At 65.9% G+C, this 14,357-nt stretch carries 10 protein-coding genes; all 10 read right to left on the bottom strand.

Annotated elements, in window-relative coordinates:
• Positions 1-38 precede the first annotated feature (38 nt).
• The 10 genes from RS897_RS00255 to RS897_RS00210 all read right to left on the bottom strand — a co-directional run bounded on the left by RS897_RS00255 (position 39) and on the right by RS897_RS00210 (position 14,126).
• Positions 39-2,345 (bottom strand): TonB-dependent receptor, encoded by a 2,307-nt coding sequence (locus tag RS897_RS00255; RefSeq protein WP_315834626.1) that lies wholly within the window; start codon positions 2,343-2,345, stop codon positions 39-41.
• Positions 2,346-2,477: 132 nt separating this feature from the next.
• Complete coding sequence (locus RS897_RS00250) at positions 2,478-2,852, bottom strand: DUF2946 domain-containing protein (protein WP_315834625.1); 375 nt, start codon at positions 2,850-2,852, stop codon at positions 2,478-2,480.
• Between the two features lie 197 nt (positions 2,853-3,049).
• Positions 3,050-5,434, bottom strand: coding sequence for a TonB-dependent receptor (locus RS897_RS00245; RefSeq protein ID WP_315834624.1), 2,385 nt, complete (start codon positions 5,432-5,434; stop codon positions 3,050-3,052).
• A 159-nt stretch (positions 5,435-5,593) separates the two neighbouring features.
• Positions 5,594-5,959 carry a DUF2946 domain-containing protein gene (locus RS897_RS00240; protein WP_315834623.1) on the bottom strand — a complete coding sequence of 122 codons (366 nt, stop codon included), beginning with the start codon at positions 5,957-5,959 and terminating at the stop codon, positions 5,594-5,596.
• Between the two features lie 203 nt (positions 5,960-6,162).
• Positions 6,163-6,351 (bottom strand): hypothetical protein, encoded by a 189-nt coding sequence (locus RS897_RS00235; protein WP_315834622.1) that lies wholly within the window; start codon positions 6,349-6,351, stop codon positions 6,163-6,165.
• Between the two features lie 173 nt (positions 6,352-6,524).
• Positions 6,525-7,043 carry a GNAT family N-acetyltransferase gene (locus RS897_RS00230; protein ID WP_315834621.1) on the bottom strand — a complete coding sequence of 173 codons (519 nt, stop codon included), beginning with the start codon at positions 7,041-7,043 and terminating at the stop codon, positions 6,525-6,527.
• Positions 7,044-7,260: 217 nt separating this feature from the next.
• Positions 7,261-9,324, bottom strand: coding sequence for a hypothetical protein (locus tag RS897_RS00225; RefSeq protein WP_315834620.1), 2,064 nt, complete (start codon positions 9,322-9,324; stop codon positions 7,261-7,263).
• Positions 9,325-9,334: 10 nt separating this feature from the next.
• Positions 9,335-12,193 (bottom strand): DUF4159 domain-containing protein, encoded by a 2,859-nt coding sequence (locus RS897_RS00220; RefSeq protein WP_315838925.1) that lies wholly within the window; start codon positions 12,191-12,193, stop codon positions 9,335-9,337.
• A complete protein-coding gene (locus tag RS897_RS00215; RefSeq protein ID WP_315834619.1) occupies positions 12,193-13,128 on the bottom strand; it encodes a DUF58 domain-containing protein in 936 nt (311 codons plus the stop codon). Before RS897_RS00215 ends, RS897_RS00220 begins: the two co-directional genes overlap by 1 nt.
• Positions 13,128-14,126, bottom strand: coding sequence for an AAA family ATPase (locus RS897_RS00210; RefSeq protein WP_315834618.1), 999 nt, complete (start codon positions 14,124-14,126; stop codon positions 13,128-13,130). Before RS897_RS00210 ends, RS897_RS00215 begins: the two co-directional genes overlap by 1 nt.
• Between the last annotated feature and the right edge of the window lie 231 nt (positions 14,127-14,357).

Genomic DNA, 14,357 nt, shown 5'->3' with positions numbered 1-14,357 from the left:
CTCCGCCGAGTCGCCAGCATCCTACTCTCGCCCACCCCTCACAGCTTCTGCGATAACCCCACAAAGAATCCGCGACGTGGCCCGAACTGCGGTGCGAACACGCCGATGCCGGAGCCGTCCCTGATTTCGTAGATCTTGTCGAACAGGTTGACCACGTCGAAGCGCACGGTGAGCGGCTTGGTCGAGGCTGGTGTGAAGAACTCCCGCGACACCCCGAGATTGACCTGGGTGTAGAACGGCAGCGAGTCCTGGTTGGCAAAGCCGCTGCGCAAGCCGCTGCCGTAGATCAGGTCGGCGCTGAAGCGCGTGCCGTCCCACAGATAGGAGGCGCCGGCCGAGCCGGAGATGATCTGGCTGTGGTCGGTATAGACATAGTGGCCGGCAATGTAAGCCAGTTCGTCCGGATCGAACAGATACTGGTTGGACACGACGTTGGTGGCGATCTGCCGTGCGGCGGCGAAATTTGCATAGGCGCTGAAGCCGCCATTGACGTATTTCGCCGACAGCTCGACGCCCAAATTGTTGGCTTTGGCGTAATTGAAGGCGGTGAGCACGTAGGCCGCGCCGAACTGGCCGTCGTCCAGCAAGTCCTTCGCGGTCTTGTAATAGGCGCTGATGCCGACCTCGAGGCCGGGGCCGAGTTTCTGCACCACGCCGACGTCGAACACGTTCGAGCGCTCCGGCAGCACCGGATCGTTCTGGCTCGTTGCCGGCTGCTGGGTGGTGCCGTTGACCAGCGCAAGGTTGGTCGGCGCGGCCAGCACCTGCGGCGGCGGCGTGAAGTTGCGCGCGTAGCCGGCATGGAATGTCGTGCCGTCGAACGGCTTGTAGGTCACGCTGACCCGCGGCGAGAGCTGGTTCGCATCAGTGTACGCATACATCTGGTCGAAGCGCAGGCCGGTGTTCAGCGTGAGCTGGTTGGTGATCTTCCACTCGTCGGAGGCGTAGGTGGAGAGTAGCCAGCCGAGCTTGGAGCTGGAATCGTTGATCATGAACGGCGTGTCGGTGGTGGTGTTGCCGGCCGCGTCGACCGGCAGCACGGCGGAGGTGTTGCTGACCAACGATCTCTCGCCGCTGACCTGGAAGCCGAACCGCAGTGTGTGGCTGTCGGTGAGCCTGTAGGAGGAATCCGCCTGGATGCCGTTGGTCAGGCTGCGGCGATAGACATCGGACGCCACGCCGTTGAAGGCGAGGTCGCCGACATAATCCGGCATGAAATGCAGCGTGCTGTAGCGGGTGAAATAGGCCAGCTGCAGGTCGAGCCCGTCGATCGACTTCTGGTAGGCCAGCACACCGAACTGGTTGTTCTCGGTTTGCCGCTCGTTGAGGTTCGCCGAGTCGAACGGATAGGTGACGAAGTTGTTGCCGCCGCTGGAGGTGCCCGGCGGTTGTCCCGGATTGTTCGGGATCTGATAGGAGCTGGTCGAGGTGCCACCGATGAAGACCAGGCGCGACGTCGAATCAAGGATGGTGGAGAGATAGACGAAGCCCTTGCCCTGATCGGTGTGGTCGTGGATTGCGCTGCGGCTCGATGTCGGATTTTCGATTCCCATATCGCTGCCGAAATAGCGGCCGGAGACGTAATATTGCGTCTGTCCCACGGTGCCGCCATATTCGAAGCTCGGCGTGATGGTGCCATGGCTGCCGCCGTAAACGCTGACGCTGCCGCTGTTGTTGAAGGCATCGGCCTTGGTCTGGATGTCCAGCACGCCGGCGGTGCGCAAGCCATATTGCGCCGGCAATGCGCCGGTCAGCAGCGACATGCTGCCGACGATACCGGTGTCGATGACCTGTCCGAAGGCGCCGACGCCGTCAGGAATCATGATGCCGTTGATGCGATATTGCAGGTTGGCGTGCTCGTTGCGCACGTGCAGCGAACCGCTGGCGGCGGAATCCTGTGTCACGCCGGGCGCCTGCAGCAGCACCTTGTCGAGCGGCGCGTTGGTCCCCTGCGGTTTCGCCTCGATGCTTTTCTGGTCGAGCTGATAGGAGGTCGCGCCGATCGGCGTGAGCAGTTGCGTGCGCGCGCCGTCGAACGTCGCACTTTGCCGGCCAACGATCTCGGCCTTGGTGGGTGCTCTGCTGATCTGCGTCGCGGCCGCGCGGATATGTGGGCGCCGGGCCCGGGTGACGCGCCGTGGCGCCGTCACCCGAACGGCCGGCAGGGCCTGGCTGCCGGCTGGTACGGCAGCGGATGGCGCCGGGCTCGCTGCCGGTGGCGGTGCGCTGTCGGCGGCCGGTGGTGGGGCTGCGTCTTGCGCATGGGCAAAGCTGCCGACGCCGAACAGCGCAACGAGCGCGGAGGTGCCCAGAAGAAAAGCGTGAGTCGTCTTGAAGCGAAACATGACCTGGATTCCTGATGATGCCGTCGCGCGCTTCAGTGAAGCTGCGCATAAACGGCTTCCCGCCCTTGCGAGCGGACCGGGGCGTCATGGCCGTTGCGCAAGGCGCGGGCCGTGACGATCAGACGAACGGTGTCAGGAACGGGGTGGCGCGCGCGAGCGGAACGCGGCGCGCGAAAGCTCGGGCAGGGTGAAGTCTGTGGACGCGGTCTCGATCCGGATCGCGAATGTCGGCGGCACCGGAAGCGCGGGTGCCACAACCGCAACCAGTGTGTCCAAAAGCTCGATGGAGGCGCAGATGGCGCAGTCATCGTCAGCGAGCCCGTCGGGATGCGGGTTCGGTGAGGAAAGAAACGTTATCACCTGCTGGCTGGCGGCGGCTTGTGCCGTCAGGCTCGAGGCATGCACTAGGCTGTCGTGGAAATGGCCGAACGACAGCACGAGCTGAATCGCCAGCGCGAATAACGCCAGCAGCGCAGCCTGCCTGACTTTCGATCTCACCCAGCTCATACGTGGCCCTGCTGCGAGGCGGCCAGCGGCCGCTCTCGCAGTGTTATAATATAGCCTCGCCCGGGGTGCGACAAACTGTCAACGCCCGAGCAGGCCGCAGCCGCGCGTCACGACAAAGCAGCGCCGAGGTGATGGTTTTCGGCAACAGTTCGACATGGTGCATGACGTTGTCATGCTCACGCAGCCGTGTCGCACTCTCACCACTTGGTATTGGCGAACACCCGAATGGTCCTGCCGGGCAGCAGCACTTCGTCCTTGGTGTAGGAGGACGCGTCGCGGATGTCCTCGTTGAGCAGGTTATCGCCGACCACGCCGATGGTGTAGTTCGACAAGCCGAAGCCCGAGTGCGCCAGTTTCTCGGTGTAACTCAGCTCCGCGCGCAGCCGGTTGTAGCCGGGTGTGGTGGTCTCGATGGTGCTGACGTCGTTCTGGTCGAACGCGTGCAGCAGGTTGACCTTGGCCAGCCAGTTGGTGTCGCGCCAGTACACGCCGCCGCCCAGCCGCTGCGGCGGGATCCGCGGCACGTTGGTGCCGTCGGTGAAGGTGGCGCGCACGATGTCGTACTGGCCCTCGATGCCGAACAGGCCGGTCGAGATCGGCAGCACGTCGTACTGGAACTGGAATTCGCCGCCACGGAAATTCGCGTCGCGCTGCGAATACACCGCCTGCCGGCCTTCATTGCCGGGGTCGCCATTGCCGCACGAGTTGAAGTCCTCGCCGCACATGACTCCGGTCAGGTTGCGGTAGATGAAGCCGTTGAAGCGGGTGTAGTAGCCGGTCAGTTCGAACCGGAACGGGCCGGTGGCGCGGCGCAGGCCGACCTCGATCGACTTGGCTGCTTCGATTTTCAGGTTCGGGTTGCCGATGTCGAAGGTGGCGGTGGCGTCGTGCGGGCCGCGCGAAAACAGCTCCGCCGGTTTCGGCGCGCGTTCGGTGTATTGCGCGGTGACGCTGGCGACGAGATCCCAGGGCAGGTTCTGGATGAAGCCGATGCTGGCGCTCATCGGCGTGAAGTTTGGATTGTGCGCCACGTTGGGCCGGTCGATGCCGTCGGGAATGAAGTCCGCCGGGAAATCGGGCGTGGTGCCGCTCAGCGACACATGCTCGACGCGGCCCGCGATCTGCGCCTTGGTGCTTTCGCTGAACTTGAACTCGTTGAACACATAGCCGGCAACGCGGGTGTTGTGGTTGGGGTCCCACAGTCCGTTGAACTGGGCGCCCGGATCGTCCGGGCTGGGCGCCGTCAATTCCTGGTGCGAGGCCTGCACGCCGATGGCGGTGGTCAGGCTGGCGAAACGCAGGTTGAACGGCGCGAGCTGCACCTCGACGCGGCCTTCCTGTTCTTTATTGGTGAAAGTCTGGCGCACGCCCATTGAGCCGTCGTCGCCGAGCCCGATTTCATTGTGCCGGTAGTCGGTGGCGCCGACCCAGAACCGCACCGCGTCGATCAGGGCTGTGTCCGGACGATACTCGCCCTTGGACAGGATCTTGGTCTGGTGTGCGTCGATGCGGGTGTTGTGCTCTTCGCCGTCGATGCCGGGGATATGATAGAGGCTGTTGTTCTGGATCACGGCGAGGCCGATGAAGCCGCCGTCGAACACATAGGAGCCGCCGACCGATCCGCCTTCCGAACGCGTCTCGGTGTTCGGCTGCCGGCCGTTGAACGGCCGCGCCGGGTCGAAGCGATAGGGATTGCTCGGGATGGCGTAACTGTCGGTCGAGCGCGAATAGCCGTCGGCGTGAATGGCAAAATTGTTGCCGCCGGCATCGAGCAGCACCGCGCCTTCGCGACCGATATCGGCGCTGGAGAATCCGCTGCGCGTCTCGAAGCTGACGCAGGGGCCGGCGGAGGTCGTGCTCAACGGTGCCTTCACCGGCAGGCCGTAGGTGGGAAATGGCGTGGCGGTGGCGCAGGGCAGCGCGTCCGGAATGCGATTGTTGCTGGCGCTGACCACGCCGCCGATCGACTGCGAGCCATAACGCAGCGTGGCCGGGCCGCGGATCACTTCCACCTGGTTGGTGGTGAGGGGATCGATCGGCACGAAATGGTCTTCGCCCAGATCGGACGCGCCGCTGCTGCCGATGCCGTTCTCGACAATGCCGACACGGTTGACGTCGAGGCCGCGAATGATCGGCCGGCTGGCGGCGCCGGGCGCAAACGACGACGAGGTGATGCCGGGCTTGTTCAGCAGCAGGTCGCCCAGCGTCGAGGCGCCACTGCGGCGGATTTCTTCATTGGGCACCACCGTGACAGTGGCGAACTGGTCGGTGACGATCGGCAGCGTGCCCTGGACGGGCGGAGGTGCTGCGGCCTGCTGCACCGGAGCCGGTGCGCGGGTGGGGCTGCGGGCCTGGCGCTGTGATCCCGACCCTGCGCCGGTGGGGGAGGGACGGGGACGTGCGTGCCGGATCGGACTCGGCGAACTGACCACGACCTCCGGCAGCGCGGTGGCGCCGGCTGGCACTGCGGCTGCGGTGCCGCTTCCGCTGTTCTGGGAGAATGCCGTGGTGCTGACGGCCATCAGGGCGACAACCGCCGAGCCGCTGAGAAGAAAAATACGTTTGGTGTCGAAGCGAGACATAACCTGAATTCCTGATGATGCCGTCTCGCGCTTCAATCAGCCGGTGGCGATGAAAAGCTGCGGATCGACGGCTTCCCGCTCTCACGAGCGGACCGGTATCGTCATGGCTTGGTGCCGAAAAAGATCGCGGCGCAGGCCGTGACGATCAGACGATCGGTGTCAGGAACGGGGCGGGGCGCGGGAGCGAAACGCGGTGCGGCTGGTCTCGGCCGTCGCCATGTCGCGCGGCGTCTCTGCAATATAGATCGCAAAGGTTGTCGGCAGGGCCAGGGGCTGTGGCGGCGCGGCCGCCACCACGGTGCCGGCGAGCACGATGGTGGCGCAGATCGCGCAACCGTCCGGCAGCAGGCCATCCGGATGCGGATGCGAGGGCGCGTCGCCGTGGTTTGCGATGGCCGTGGGGGTGAAGCTTGCCGCATGCGCGGCGTCGCCATGGAAGTGGCCGAACGAGAACACGATCTGAACTGCCAGCGCGAATAGCGCCAGCAGTGCAGCCTGCCTGACTTTCGATCTCACCCAGTTCATACGCCCGCCTCCACCGCGCAGACGTCGTGGGCCAATGACCCAGCCTGTCGCGATGTTATAATGTAACATCGCGCGGGTTGCGGCGAACTGTCAACGGCCGAACGGGGCGCGGCGGCCCTTCAAGGCAACGTGGCGGCCGAGTGATGGTTTTTAGCAACAGTTGGAAATGGTGCCCGGATCGGAAAATTATGGGTTGCTGGCGATCAAAAAGTGCATCGGCCGCGCCCCTTCATCTGGTTCGGTGTCATGCTGGTGAAGTCGAAGCTTGCGGATGATGATGAGGTGTTCTGCGTGTGGCTACTGGTCAGTGTCTGCGCGGTCGCCTTGCCGGCCGTCGATACTGTCCGGTTGCCCAGCATCGCATACACGCCGCTCGCGCCGTCGATCCGCATTGCACCACACCCGCTGTTGCCCTGTGTGAGCGCCAGCAAGTCGCGGGCCAGATTCGAAAGGCGTTGAGGTTCATGCCGTTATGCGCGCGCGATGGTGTTCGCAGCGCGATGGCCGTGGTTCTTTTCTGCGTGATAACGACAATTCTTGCCGCGACAATCTATCGTTCCGTGCGTCACACCGTCGGCCCGCAGAGGTCGAGAGGCCGGCTGGGCCAATGTGCGTTTGCGAGCTCCGCCACCATGCTATCGCGATAAACCAGATCCTTCCACGTGCCGTCATGATCCATGAACCGGGTCGTGTTCGTCATGTCGCGATAGCCGCTGGAGCGATAAATCGCTGGCGACGCCGCAAACAGGACGGAAAATGCGATCGCGCGCGTGACAAAATAGCGATGTGCTTCCGCAACCATGGCGCGGGCGTGTCCCTGCAACCGGTGTGTCTCGGCGACCGCGACGCCGCCGATCAGGCCGATGGTTGCGGGCGCAGTGTCGATGGTGACGTCGCGCGTGTAGGCCGCGAGGTGACCGGCGATGAAATTGCCGTCGAGCAGCAGCACGACGACATCAGGCAGTTGCGGTCCGTAATTGTACTCCGGCTCAGGATCGTCGCGGTACGCGTTGCGCAACAGCGCCTGGGTTTGAATGGCGATGTCGCGGGGAAGGTTTGTCAGGGCGGTGCGGATCAGTTTCATGGTTCTCGCTTGAGATGGGCTGTGTGGTGACATTGTTGATCGGTGACAGCGCATTGAGCCTGCGTCATCATTCAGCCTGTAGCCCGGATGAGCGCAGCGACATCCGGGTTGGGCGGCGCTGGACTTGAATCCCGGATATCGCTGCGCTCATCCGGGCTACAGGCCCTTGCGCGCTGTCGCCTCAGAATGATGGATTATTGATCCAGCTTCTTGCGGCTTACCGGCCCTCACGCACCCAGGTCGCGGCGAAGGCGCCGATCAGCAGCAACAGACCGATCAGGCCGGTGAACATCGGCAACACGCCGATGCCCTTCACCACGCTGGCGTCGCGCATGCGTACGCCGAGCCAACCGTCGCCGCGGAACGAAGTGGCCGAGCGCACCGGCAGCACGCGGGGTACGTCGACACCGGAGCCGTCCGCAATGCGTCGTGTATCGCCGCCGGTCGCCTGCGTCAGCGGAGTCAGGGTGTCGGTGGTCGAGGTAACTTCGGAGAATTCCTTCGGGTTGACCGGACCGACATTGATCAGCGCCTTTAGCGTGCCGTCGGTCGCCTGCCACAGGCCGAGTTCGTCGGCGCTGGTGGTGGCGCGCCACTGGCCGGGATCGCCGGAGGTCAATGTCAGCGTTCGGGTCGCGCCGGAGGGCGAGGTGATAGTGACCGGCGCCACGGTGTCGGCCATGGTCTGGCGCACCACGGCGAGATCCTTGCCCTGGATCTGCAATCGCAAGGCTTCTTCGTCGAGCTCCGGCTGCTTCATCAGCCAGTGCGACATCCGCCGCAGGAGATCGAGATGCGGGCCGCCGCCTTCATAACCGCGCGCCCACAGCCAGATGTGGTCGGACAGCAGGAGCGCGACGCGGCCTTCGCCCTGCCGCGACAGCAGCAGCAGCGGCTTGTTATCGGCGCCTTCCATCAGCGCGGGGGATGTGGTGTTGCGGGTGTCGACCAGGCGGAAGAACCGGCTCCAGTGCGGCGGATCGCTGTTGGCGCCCTCGAGCCCGCGCGTGACCGGATGGCGTTTGCCCAGGTCCGTGAGGCGCGCAGTGAAGGCCTTCTCGGTGACGCCGACCGGTTCGGCCGGCAGCACGCTGTCGAGCGGCGTGCGCCAGATGCTGGTGGTGGACGCATAGTCGGGGCCGGCCGAGACCAGCACCGCGCCGCCGCCGCGCACATAACGCGCGATGTTGTCGAAATACGAAATCGGCAGCACGCCTTGGCGTGCGTAGCGGTCGAAGATGATCAGCTGGAATTCGTTGATCTTCTGCTGAAACAGCTCGCGGGTCGGAAACGCGATCAGCGACAATTCGTTGATCGGGGTGCCGTCCTGCTTTTCCGGCGGACGCAAAATCGTGAAGTGCACGAGATCGACGCTGGCGTCGGACTTCAGCAGGTTGCGCCAAGTGCGCTCGCCGGAATGCGGCTCGCCGGACACCAAGAGCACCCGCAGTTTGTCGCGCACGCCGTCGATCGACACCACGGCGCGGTTGTTGACCGGCGTCAGTTCGCCCTCGAGCGGCGTTGCTTCGATCTCGACAATGTTGGGGCCGGCGTGCGGGATGTCGATATTGACGTTGACCGTCTGGCCGCTGTTGACCGGACGCTCGTTCAAGACTTCGCCGTCGCGCCGCACCGTGACGCGGGCCTGCTGGCCGCTGACGCCCTGGTCGTCCAGCCGATAGGTGATGGTCTGCTGCTGGCCGACGATGCCGAAGCGCGGAGCGGCGACAATGGCGACGCGGCGGTCACGCTCATCCTTGCGGCCGGTGATCAGCGCATGCACCGGCGCGGTGAAGCCCATCGCCGCCGCATTGGCCGGGATATCGTGGACACGGCCGTCGGTGATCAGGAAGGCGCCGGCGACGCGGTCGGTCGGCACATCGGACAGGGTCGAGGAAACAGCGCCGAACAGTTTGGTGCCGTCGGTTTCGCCGTCGGCCTGGCCGGCTTCGACCACGCGCACTTCAAGGCCCTTGATCTGCTTGAGACGGTCGACCAGCGCCTGGCGCGTCTGTTCGGTCTGGTTGGCGCGGTCGCCAAAATTCTGGCTCGGGCTCTTGTCGACCACGACAGCGGCGACCGATGACAGCGGTTCGCGCTCTTCGCGGGTGAACGATGGGTTGGCCAATGCGAGCAGGATCAGCGCGAGTGCGACAACGCGCACCGCGGCGCCGCGGGCACGTGCCAGCAGCAGCACCACGGCCATGATCAGAATGGCGCCGAGCCCGATCCAGAGGACCAGGGTGGGAACCAGCGGTGCGAAGGCGATGCTGTACTGCATGGTTGGACTATTATTGCCCCAGCCGTTCGATCAATGCGGGCACGTGCACCTGGTCGGCCTTGTAGTTGCCGGTCAGGGTGTACATCACGATGTTGACGCCGGCGCGGAACGCGAACTCGCGCTGGCGCGGCTCGCCCGGGGTTAGCGGCAGCATCGGCTGGCCGTCCGGGCGCATCGCCCAAGCGCCGGCCAGATCGTTCGAGGTGATGATGATCGGCGACACGCCGTCACCGCCGCGCGCCGGCCGGGCGCCGGTCTCGTCGTCGTCCTCGCGCGGCAGCGTTTCCACCCAAGTCTGCCCCGAATTGAAGCGGCCTGGAAAATCCCGCAGCAAATAAAATGTCTTGGTCAGCACGTGCTCGCGCGGCACCGGCTCGAGTTCCGGAATGTCGAGTGAGGAGAGAATGCCGCGCAGGGTCTGCATGCCCGGCGTCTGCGCCTCGCCGCCGGCTCCCGGCGGCGCTTCGATGGCGTCGCGGGTGTCGAACAGCACGGTGCCGCCCTGCTTCATGTAGGAATCAAGCCGGTTGATCGCGTCCTGCGATGGCTTGGGCGCCCCCGGCAGCACCGGCCAGTACACCAGCGGATAGAATGCGAGCTCGTCGCGCGCCGGATCGACCGCGACCGGCTCGCCGGCTTCCAGCGCCGTGCGCTGCGCCAGAAACAAAGTCAGCCCGTTCATGCCGGCCTTGACGATGGAATCGACGTCCGCGTTGCCGGTGACGACATAGGCGAGGCGTGTCTGCGACACGGCCTTGATGGCGGCCTCGTCGTTCGTGCTGGAAGTGGCGGCCGGCTTGGCCTGTGTCCGCGAGGTGGTTCCCTGTGCGAACGACGGCCCACTCGCAACCGTCATCAGCGCCAGTGCGAGCGCGAACACGATGGTCGCCGCAGCCGGCCTCCGACGGCGCAGCAGCGCGGCAAGGCCGCCGCCCATCAGTGCGACCACAATGGCGTCGATCAGGAACAGGCCGAGCGCCGATGACAGCAGGATGCCGCGCAGATCGCGCGGTTCGGCATTGGTGTAGGTGGCGTGGCGTGCCTTCAAGGGTGCGGTATCGAGCGCGGCCAGCCGGTCGGCGGCGGCCAGGGTGTTGACCGCGACCGGGCCTTCCGGCGGACCGTAGAAGCCGGGCGGATGCTCCGGCGTCGCGCGGTCACGGAAATCGGCAAGGATCGGTTTGGCGGTGGCGGGCGGCGGGGCGAAGGCACCGAAACCGTCGAGAATACGGTTTGGGGCCACGGTTTCCCGGGTCGCGTCGCCAGCGACTCCTGGTCCCGGATTGGCCGTGTAGCCGGACATGTCGACGACTCGTCGCAGCATTTCAACAAAAGTGCCAGACATTGGCAGGTCGGACCAGCGCATATCGGCACTGACATGGAAAAGTGCAACCAGACCCTTGCCCCGGCGTTCCCCGGTCACCAGCGGAGTACCATCGACCAGTGATGCCCAGCTGCGGGTGGCGAGCGACGGATCGGGCTCCGCCAGCACCTGGCGGTTGACGGTGATGTCTGACGGCACCGCGAGGCCGGCGAATGGCCCGTCCGCGGAGAACGTCGCGAGGTGCTGCGGCTTTTCCCAGGTCAGGCTGCCGCCAAGGCTGCGGCCGCCGCGGCGCAGCTTCACCGGCACGAGGTCGTCGTCGCCCGCCGCGAGACGGGGACCGGCGAAACGCACCAGCACGCCGCCCTGCTCGATCCAGGCGTTCAGGCGGTCGCGGATCTCAGTGGAGAGCGTGCCGACATCGGCCAGCACGATCATCGGCAGCTTCTGGTCGAGGAACTGGGCGATGGCCTGTGCCGGCGCGCCGCGTTCGCCGAGCCGGACGTCGGCGAACGGCGCCAGCGCCCGGGTCAGATAGAAGGTCGAGGCCAGCAGCGGCTGGGCGGTGTCGCTGGTCGCACCCGAAACCACGCCGACGGCGCGGCGGCGCCAGCGCTTGTCGAGCAGTTGCACGGCGCCCGCGGAACGCTCGCCGGCGATCTCGAGCCGCGCGATGTCGTTGCGCAGTTCGACGGGAAGATCGAAGGACGCTTCGGTGTCCAGATCCTGTGCCGACAGCAGGAAGCGGGTTTCGCCGATCGGCGCGCCCTTCTGGTCGAGCGCGCGCACCAGGCCCGCATCGGCGCCGCCGGTTTTGGCGCGCAACACCTTCACCGTCATCTTGGCGGCGGCGTTCTCCGCGGCGGCCAGCGCATGCGCCGGGGGGGTGCCGCCCTCGACGATGGTCAGTCCGCGATCTGCGATCGTCTTGCCGAGCCCGTCGACGAACTCGGTGCCGCGGCCGGTGTCGACGCCGTCCGAGAGCCAGACGATGTCGGCGTCGCCGGTGGTGGCGAGAAAGCGCTGGATTGCTGGCAGGGTATCGACACGCTCCACCGCATAGGGTTTCGGCGACAGTTGGCGCAGTGCCACGCGCGCGGTGCCTGCGGTCATCAGCGTGATGTCGCGCGCGGGTTCCGACAGCGGCACCAGCGCCACCGCGCGGCGGTCGCCGTCCGCATTGGCGATCAATTCATCGGCCGCCTTCAACCGTGTGTCCCAGCTCGCCGCCGCGCTCCAGCCATCGTCGAGCAGGAGCAGCAGGGGCCCGCCGCTGCGGCCGGCGCCGGTCTGTGGATTCCAGGTCGGGCCGGCGAGGGCGAAGATCACCAGCGCCGCGGCCAACAGGCGCAGCAACGTCAGCCACCACGGTGTGCGCGATGGGGTTTCCTGTTTCGGGACGATGTCGAACAACAGCCGGGTCGGCGGGAAGTCGATGCGGCGCGGCCGCGGCGGCATCACGCGCAGCAGCCACCATAGCACCGGCAGACTGAACAGCCCGAGCAACAACAGAGGTTCGGCGAATGACAATGGCAAGCCGCCGATCATGCGCCGAGCCCCGCTTTGACGCCGGTGCTGGATTTGCTCACGGTCATCGCGCCGTGCAGGAACAGCAAGAGCTCCGCCGCCGAGCGGCTGGTGGTGTGGGTGGAGAACATCCAGCCGAGACGGTTGGTCTCGGCGCTAATCTGATCGCGATGCAGCGCGACGCGGGCGACATAATCGCTGGCCCAGGTTTCGGCGCGGCCGGCGGTGATGACCTCGCCACCTTCCGGCTCGACGAACTCGACGCGGCCGGAATAGGGGAAGGTTTCCTCCGCCGGATCGACCACCTGCAGCAGCACGCCATGTGCGCCGGAAGCGGAGAGGCCGCCGAGCATGGTGCGGATCTCGCCAATCGGCGACCAGAAGTCGGACAGCACCAGGATTTCCGACAGCGCCGTCGGCACGAACGACGGCGGCAGGCTCGCGCGCTGCGTCGTGTCGTGCAGGATCGCCTGCGCCATCTTGTCGAGGATGTTGCGGCTCGAACTCGGATTGAGTAGTCCGGGAATGCCGACGCGCTCGCCGCCGGCGACCAGAAGTTCGGCGAGTGCGAAGCTCACGATCAGTGCGCGCTCCAGCTTGCTGTCGCGCGCGGTCTTCGAGGCGAACGCCATCGACAGCGAGCGATCCGGCCACAGCCACACGGTGTGGGCGGCTTCCCATTCGTGCTCGCGCACATAGAGATGATCGTCGCGCGCGGAGCGGCGCCAGTCCACATTCTGCGACGGCTCGCCGGACGCGAAGCGCCGGTACTGCCAGAAATTTTCACCGGACCCGGCGCGGCGGCGGCCGTGCAGGCCGTGGATCACGTTGGCGGCGATGCGGCGCGCCTCTAGCACGAGACGAGGCAGCGAGGCGGCCAGCGTCCGGCTTTCGCCGTCCGCGCGCCGTACCGCCAGTGTCTCCTGCTTGCCGTGCTCCGCAGGTCCCGCCATCAACCGATCCGCGACTTCAGCTGCTTGATGACGTCGGGAATGGTCTGGCCCTCCGCGCGTGCCGCGAAGGTGAGCGCCATGCGGTGCTTGAGAACCGGTTCGGCCAGATCGAGCACGTCGTCGATCGAGGGCGCGAGGCGTCCGTCCAACAGCGCGCGGGCGCGCACCGCCAGCATCAAGGCCTGGCTGGCGCGCGGGCCGGGACCCCAGGCGATCGATTTTCCGGTCGGCCCGCTCTCCGGGCCCGGGCGCGCAGAGCGTACCAGCGACAGAATGGCTTCGACGACGGAGTCGCCGACCGGCAGCCGTCGCACCAGCCGCTGTGCCGTGAGCAGCACTTCGGGCGTCATCGCCGCCTTGGCCTGGGTTTCGTCGGCGCCGGTGGTCTCGAACAGGATGCGGCGTTCGGCATCGCGATCGGGATAGTCGACGTCGATTTCCATCAGGAAGCGGTCGAGCTGCGCTTCGGGCAGCGGGTAGGTGCCCTCCTGCTCCAGCGGGTTCTGCGTCGCCAGCACATGGAAGGGCTTGGGCAGATCATGGCGGGCGCCGGCGACCGTGACATGCTGCTCCTGCATCGCCTGCAGCAGCGCCGACTGGGTGCGCGGGCTGGCGCGGTTGATTTCGTCCGCCATCAGGAGTTGCGCGAACACCGGACCGGCGATGAATCGGAATGACCGCTTGCCGGTGGTGCTCTCGTCCAGCACTTCGGCGCCAAGGATGTCCGATGGCATCAAATCGGGGGTGAACTGGATGCGCTTGGCGTCGAGCCCCAGCGTGATGCCTAGTGTTTCGACCAGCTTGGTCTTGGCGAGGCCGGGAACGCCGATCAGCAGCGCATGGCCTCCGGACAGGATCGTGACCAGAGTGTTCTCGACCACCCGGTCCTGACCGAAGATCACCGTCGAGATCGCGTCCTTGGTGGCCCGGATCTGCCCGGTCACCTGTTCCGCCGATCGGACGATCACGTCTTCCAGTTTCTCGACACTGTCTGCCATCAGCTTCTCCTGTGGGTCACCGCGCCGGGTGCCCGTCGATCGCGAAACTCGAACCTCAACCCGGATGCGGCGTCGTCCCCCGGGGGGCGCCGGCGCGCCTTTCCGGTCGTGACTTCCATGCTAATCTTCCGGGAAGGCCATGTATTCCTTAATTAAGCTTTCCCCACAGTATCGGGTGGGGACGTAAGGGTTCATCACGAGTTTGAGACTGGAATGTGCATCAATCGTGCC

This window comes from Bradyrhizobium prioriisuperbiae, from assembly GCF_032397745.1.
Taxonomy (GTDB): domain Bacteria; phylum Pseudomonadota; class Alphaproteobacteria; order Rhizobiales; family Xanthobacteraceae; genus Bradyrhizobium_A; species Bradyrhizobium_A prioriisuperbiae.
This window is presented reverse-complemented; position numbering and strand designations above follow the sequence as displayed.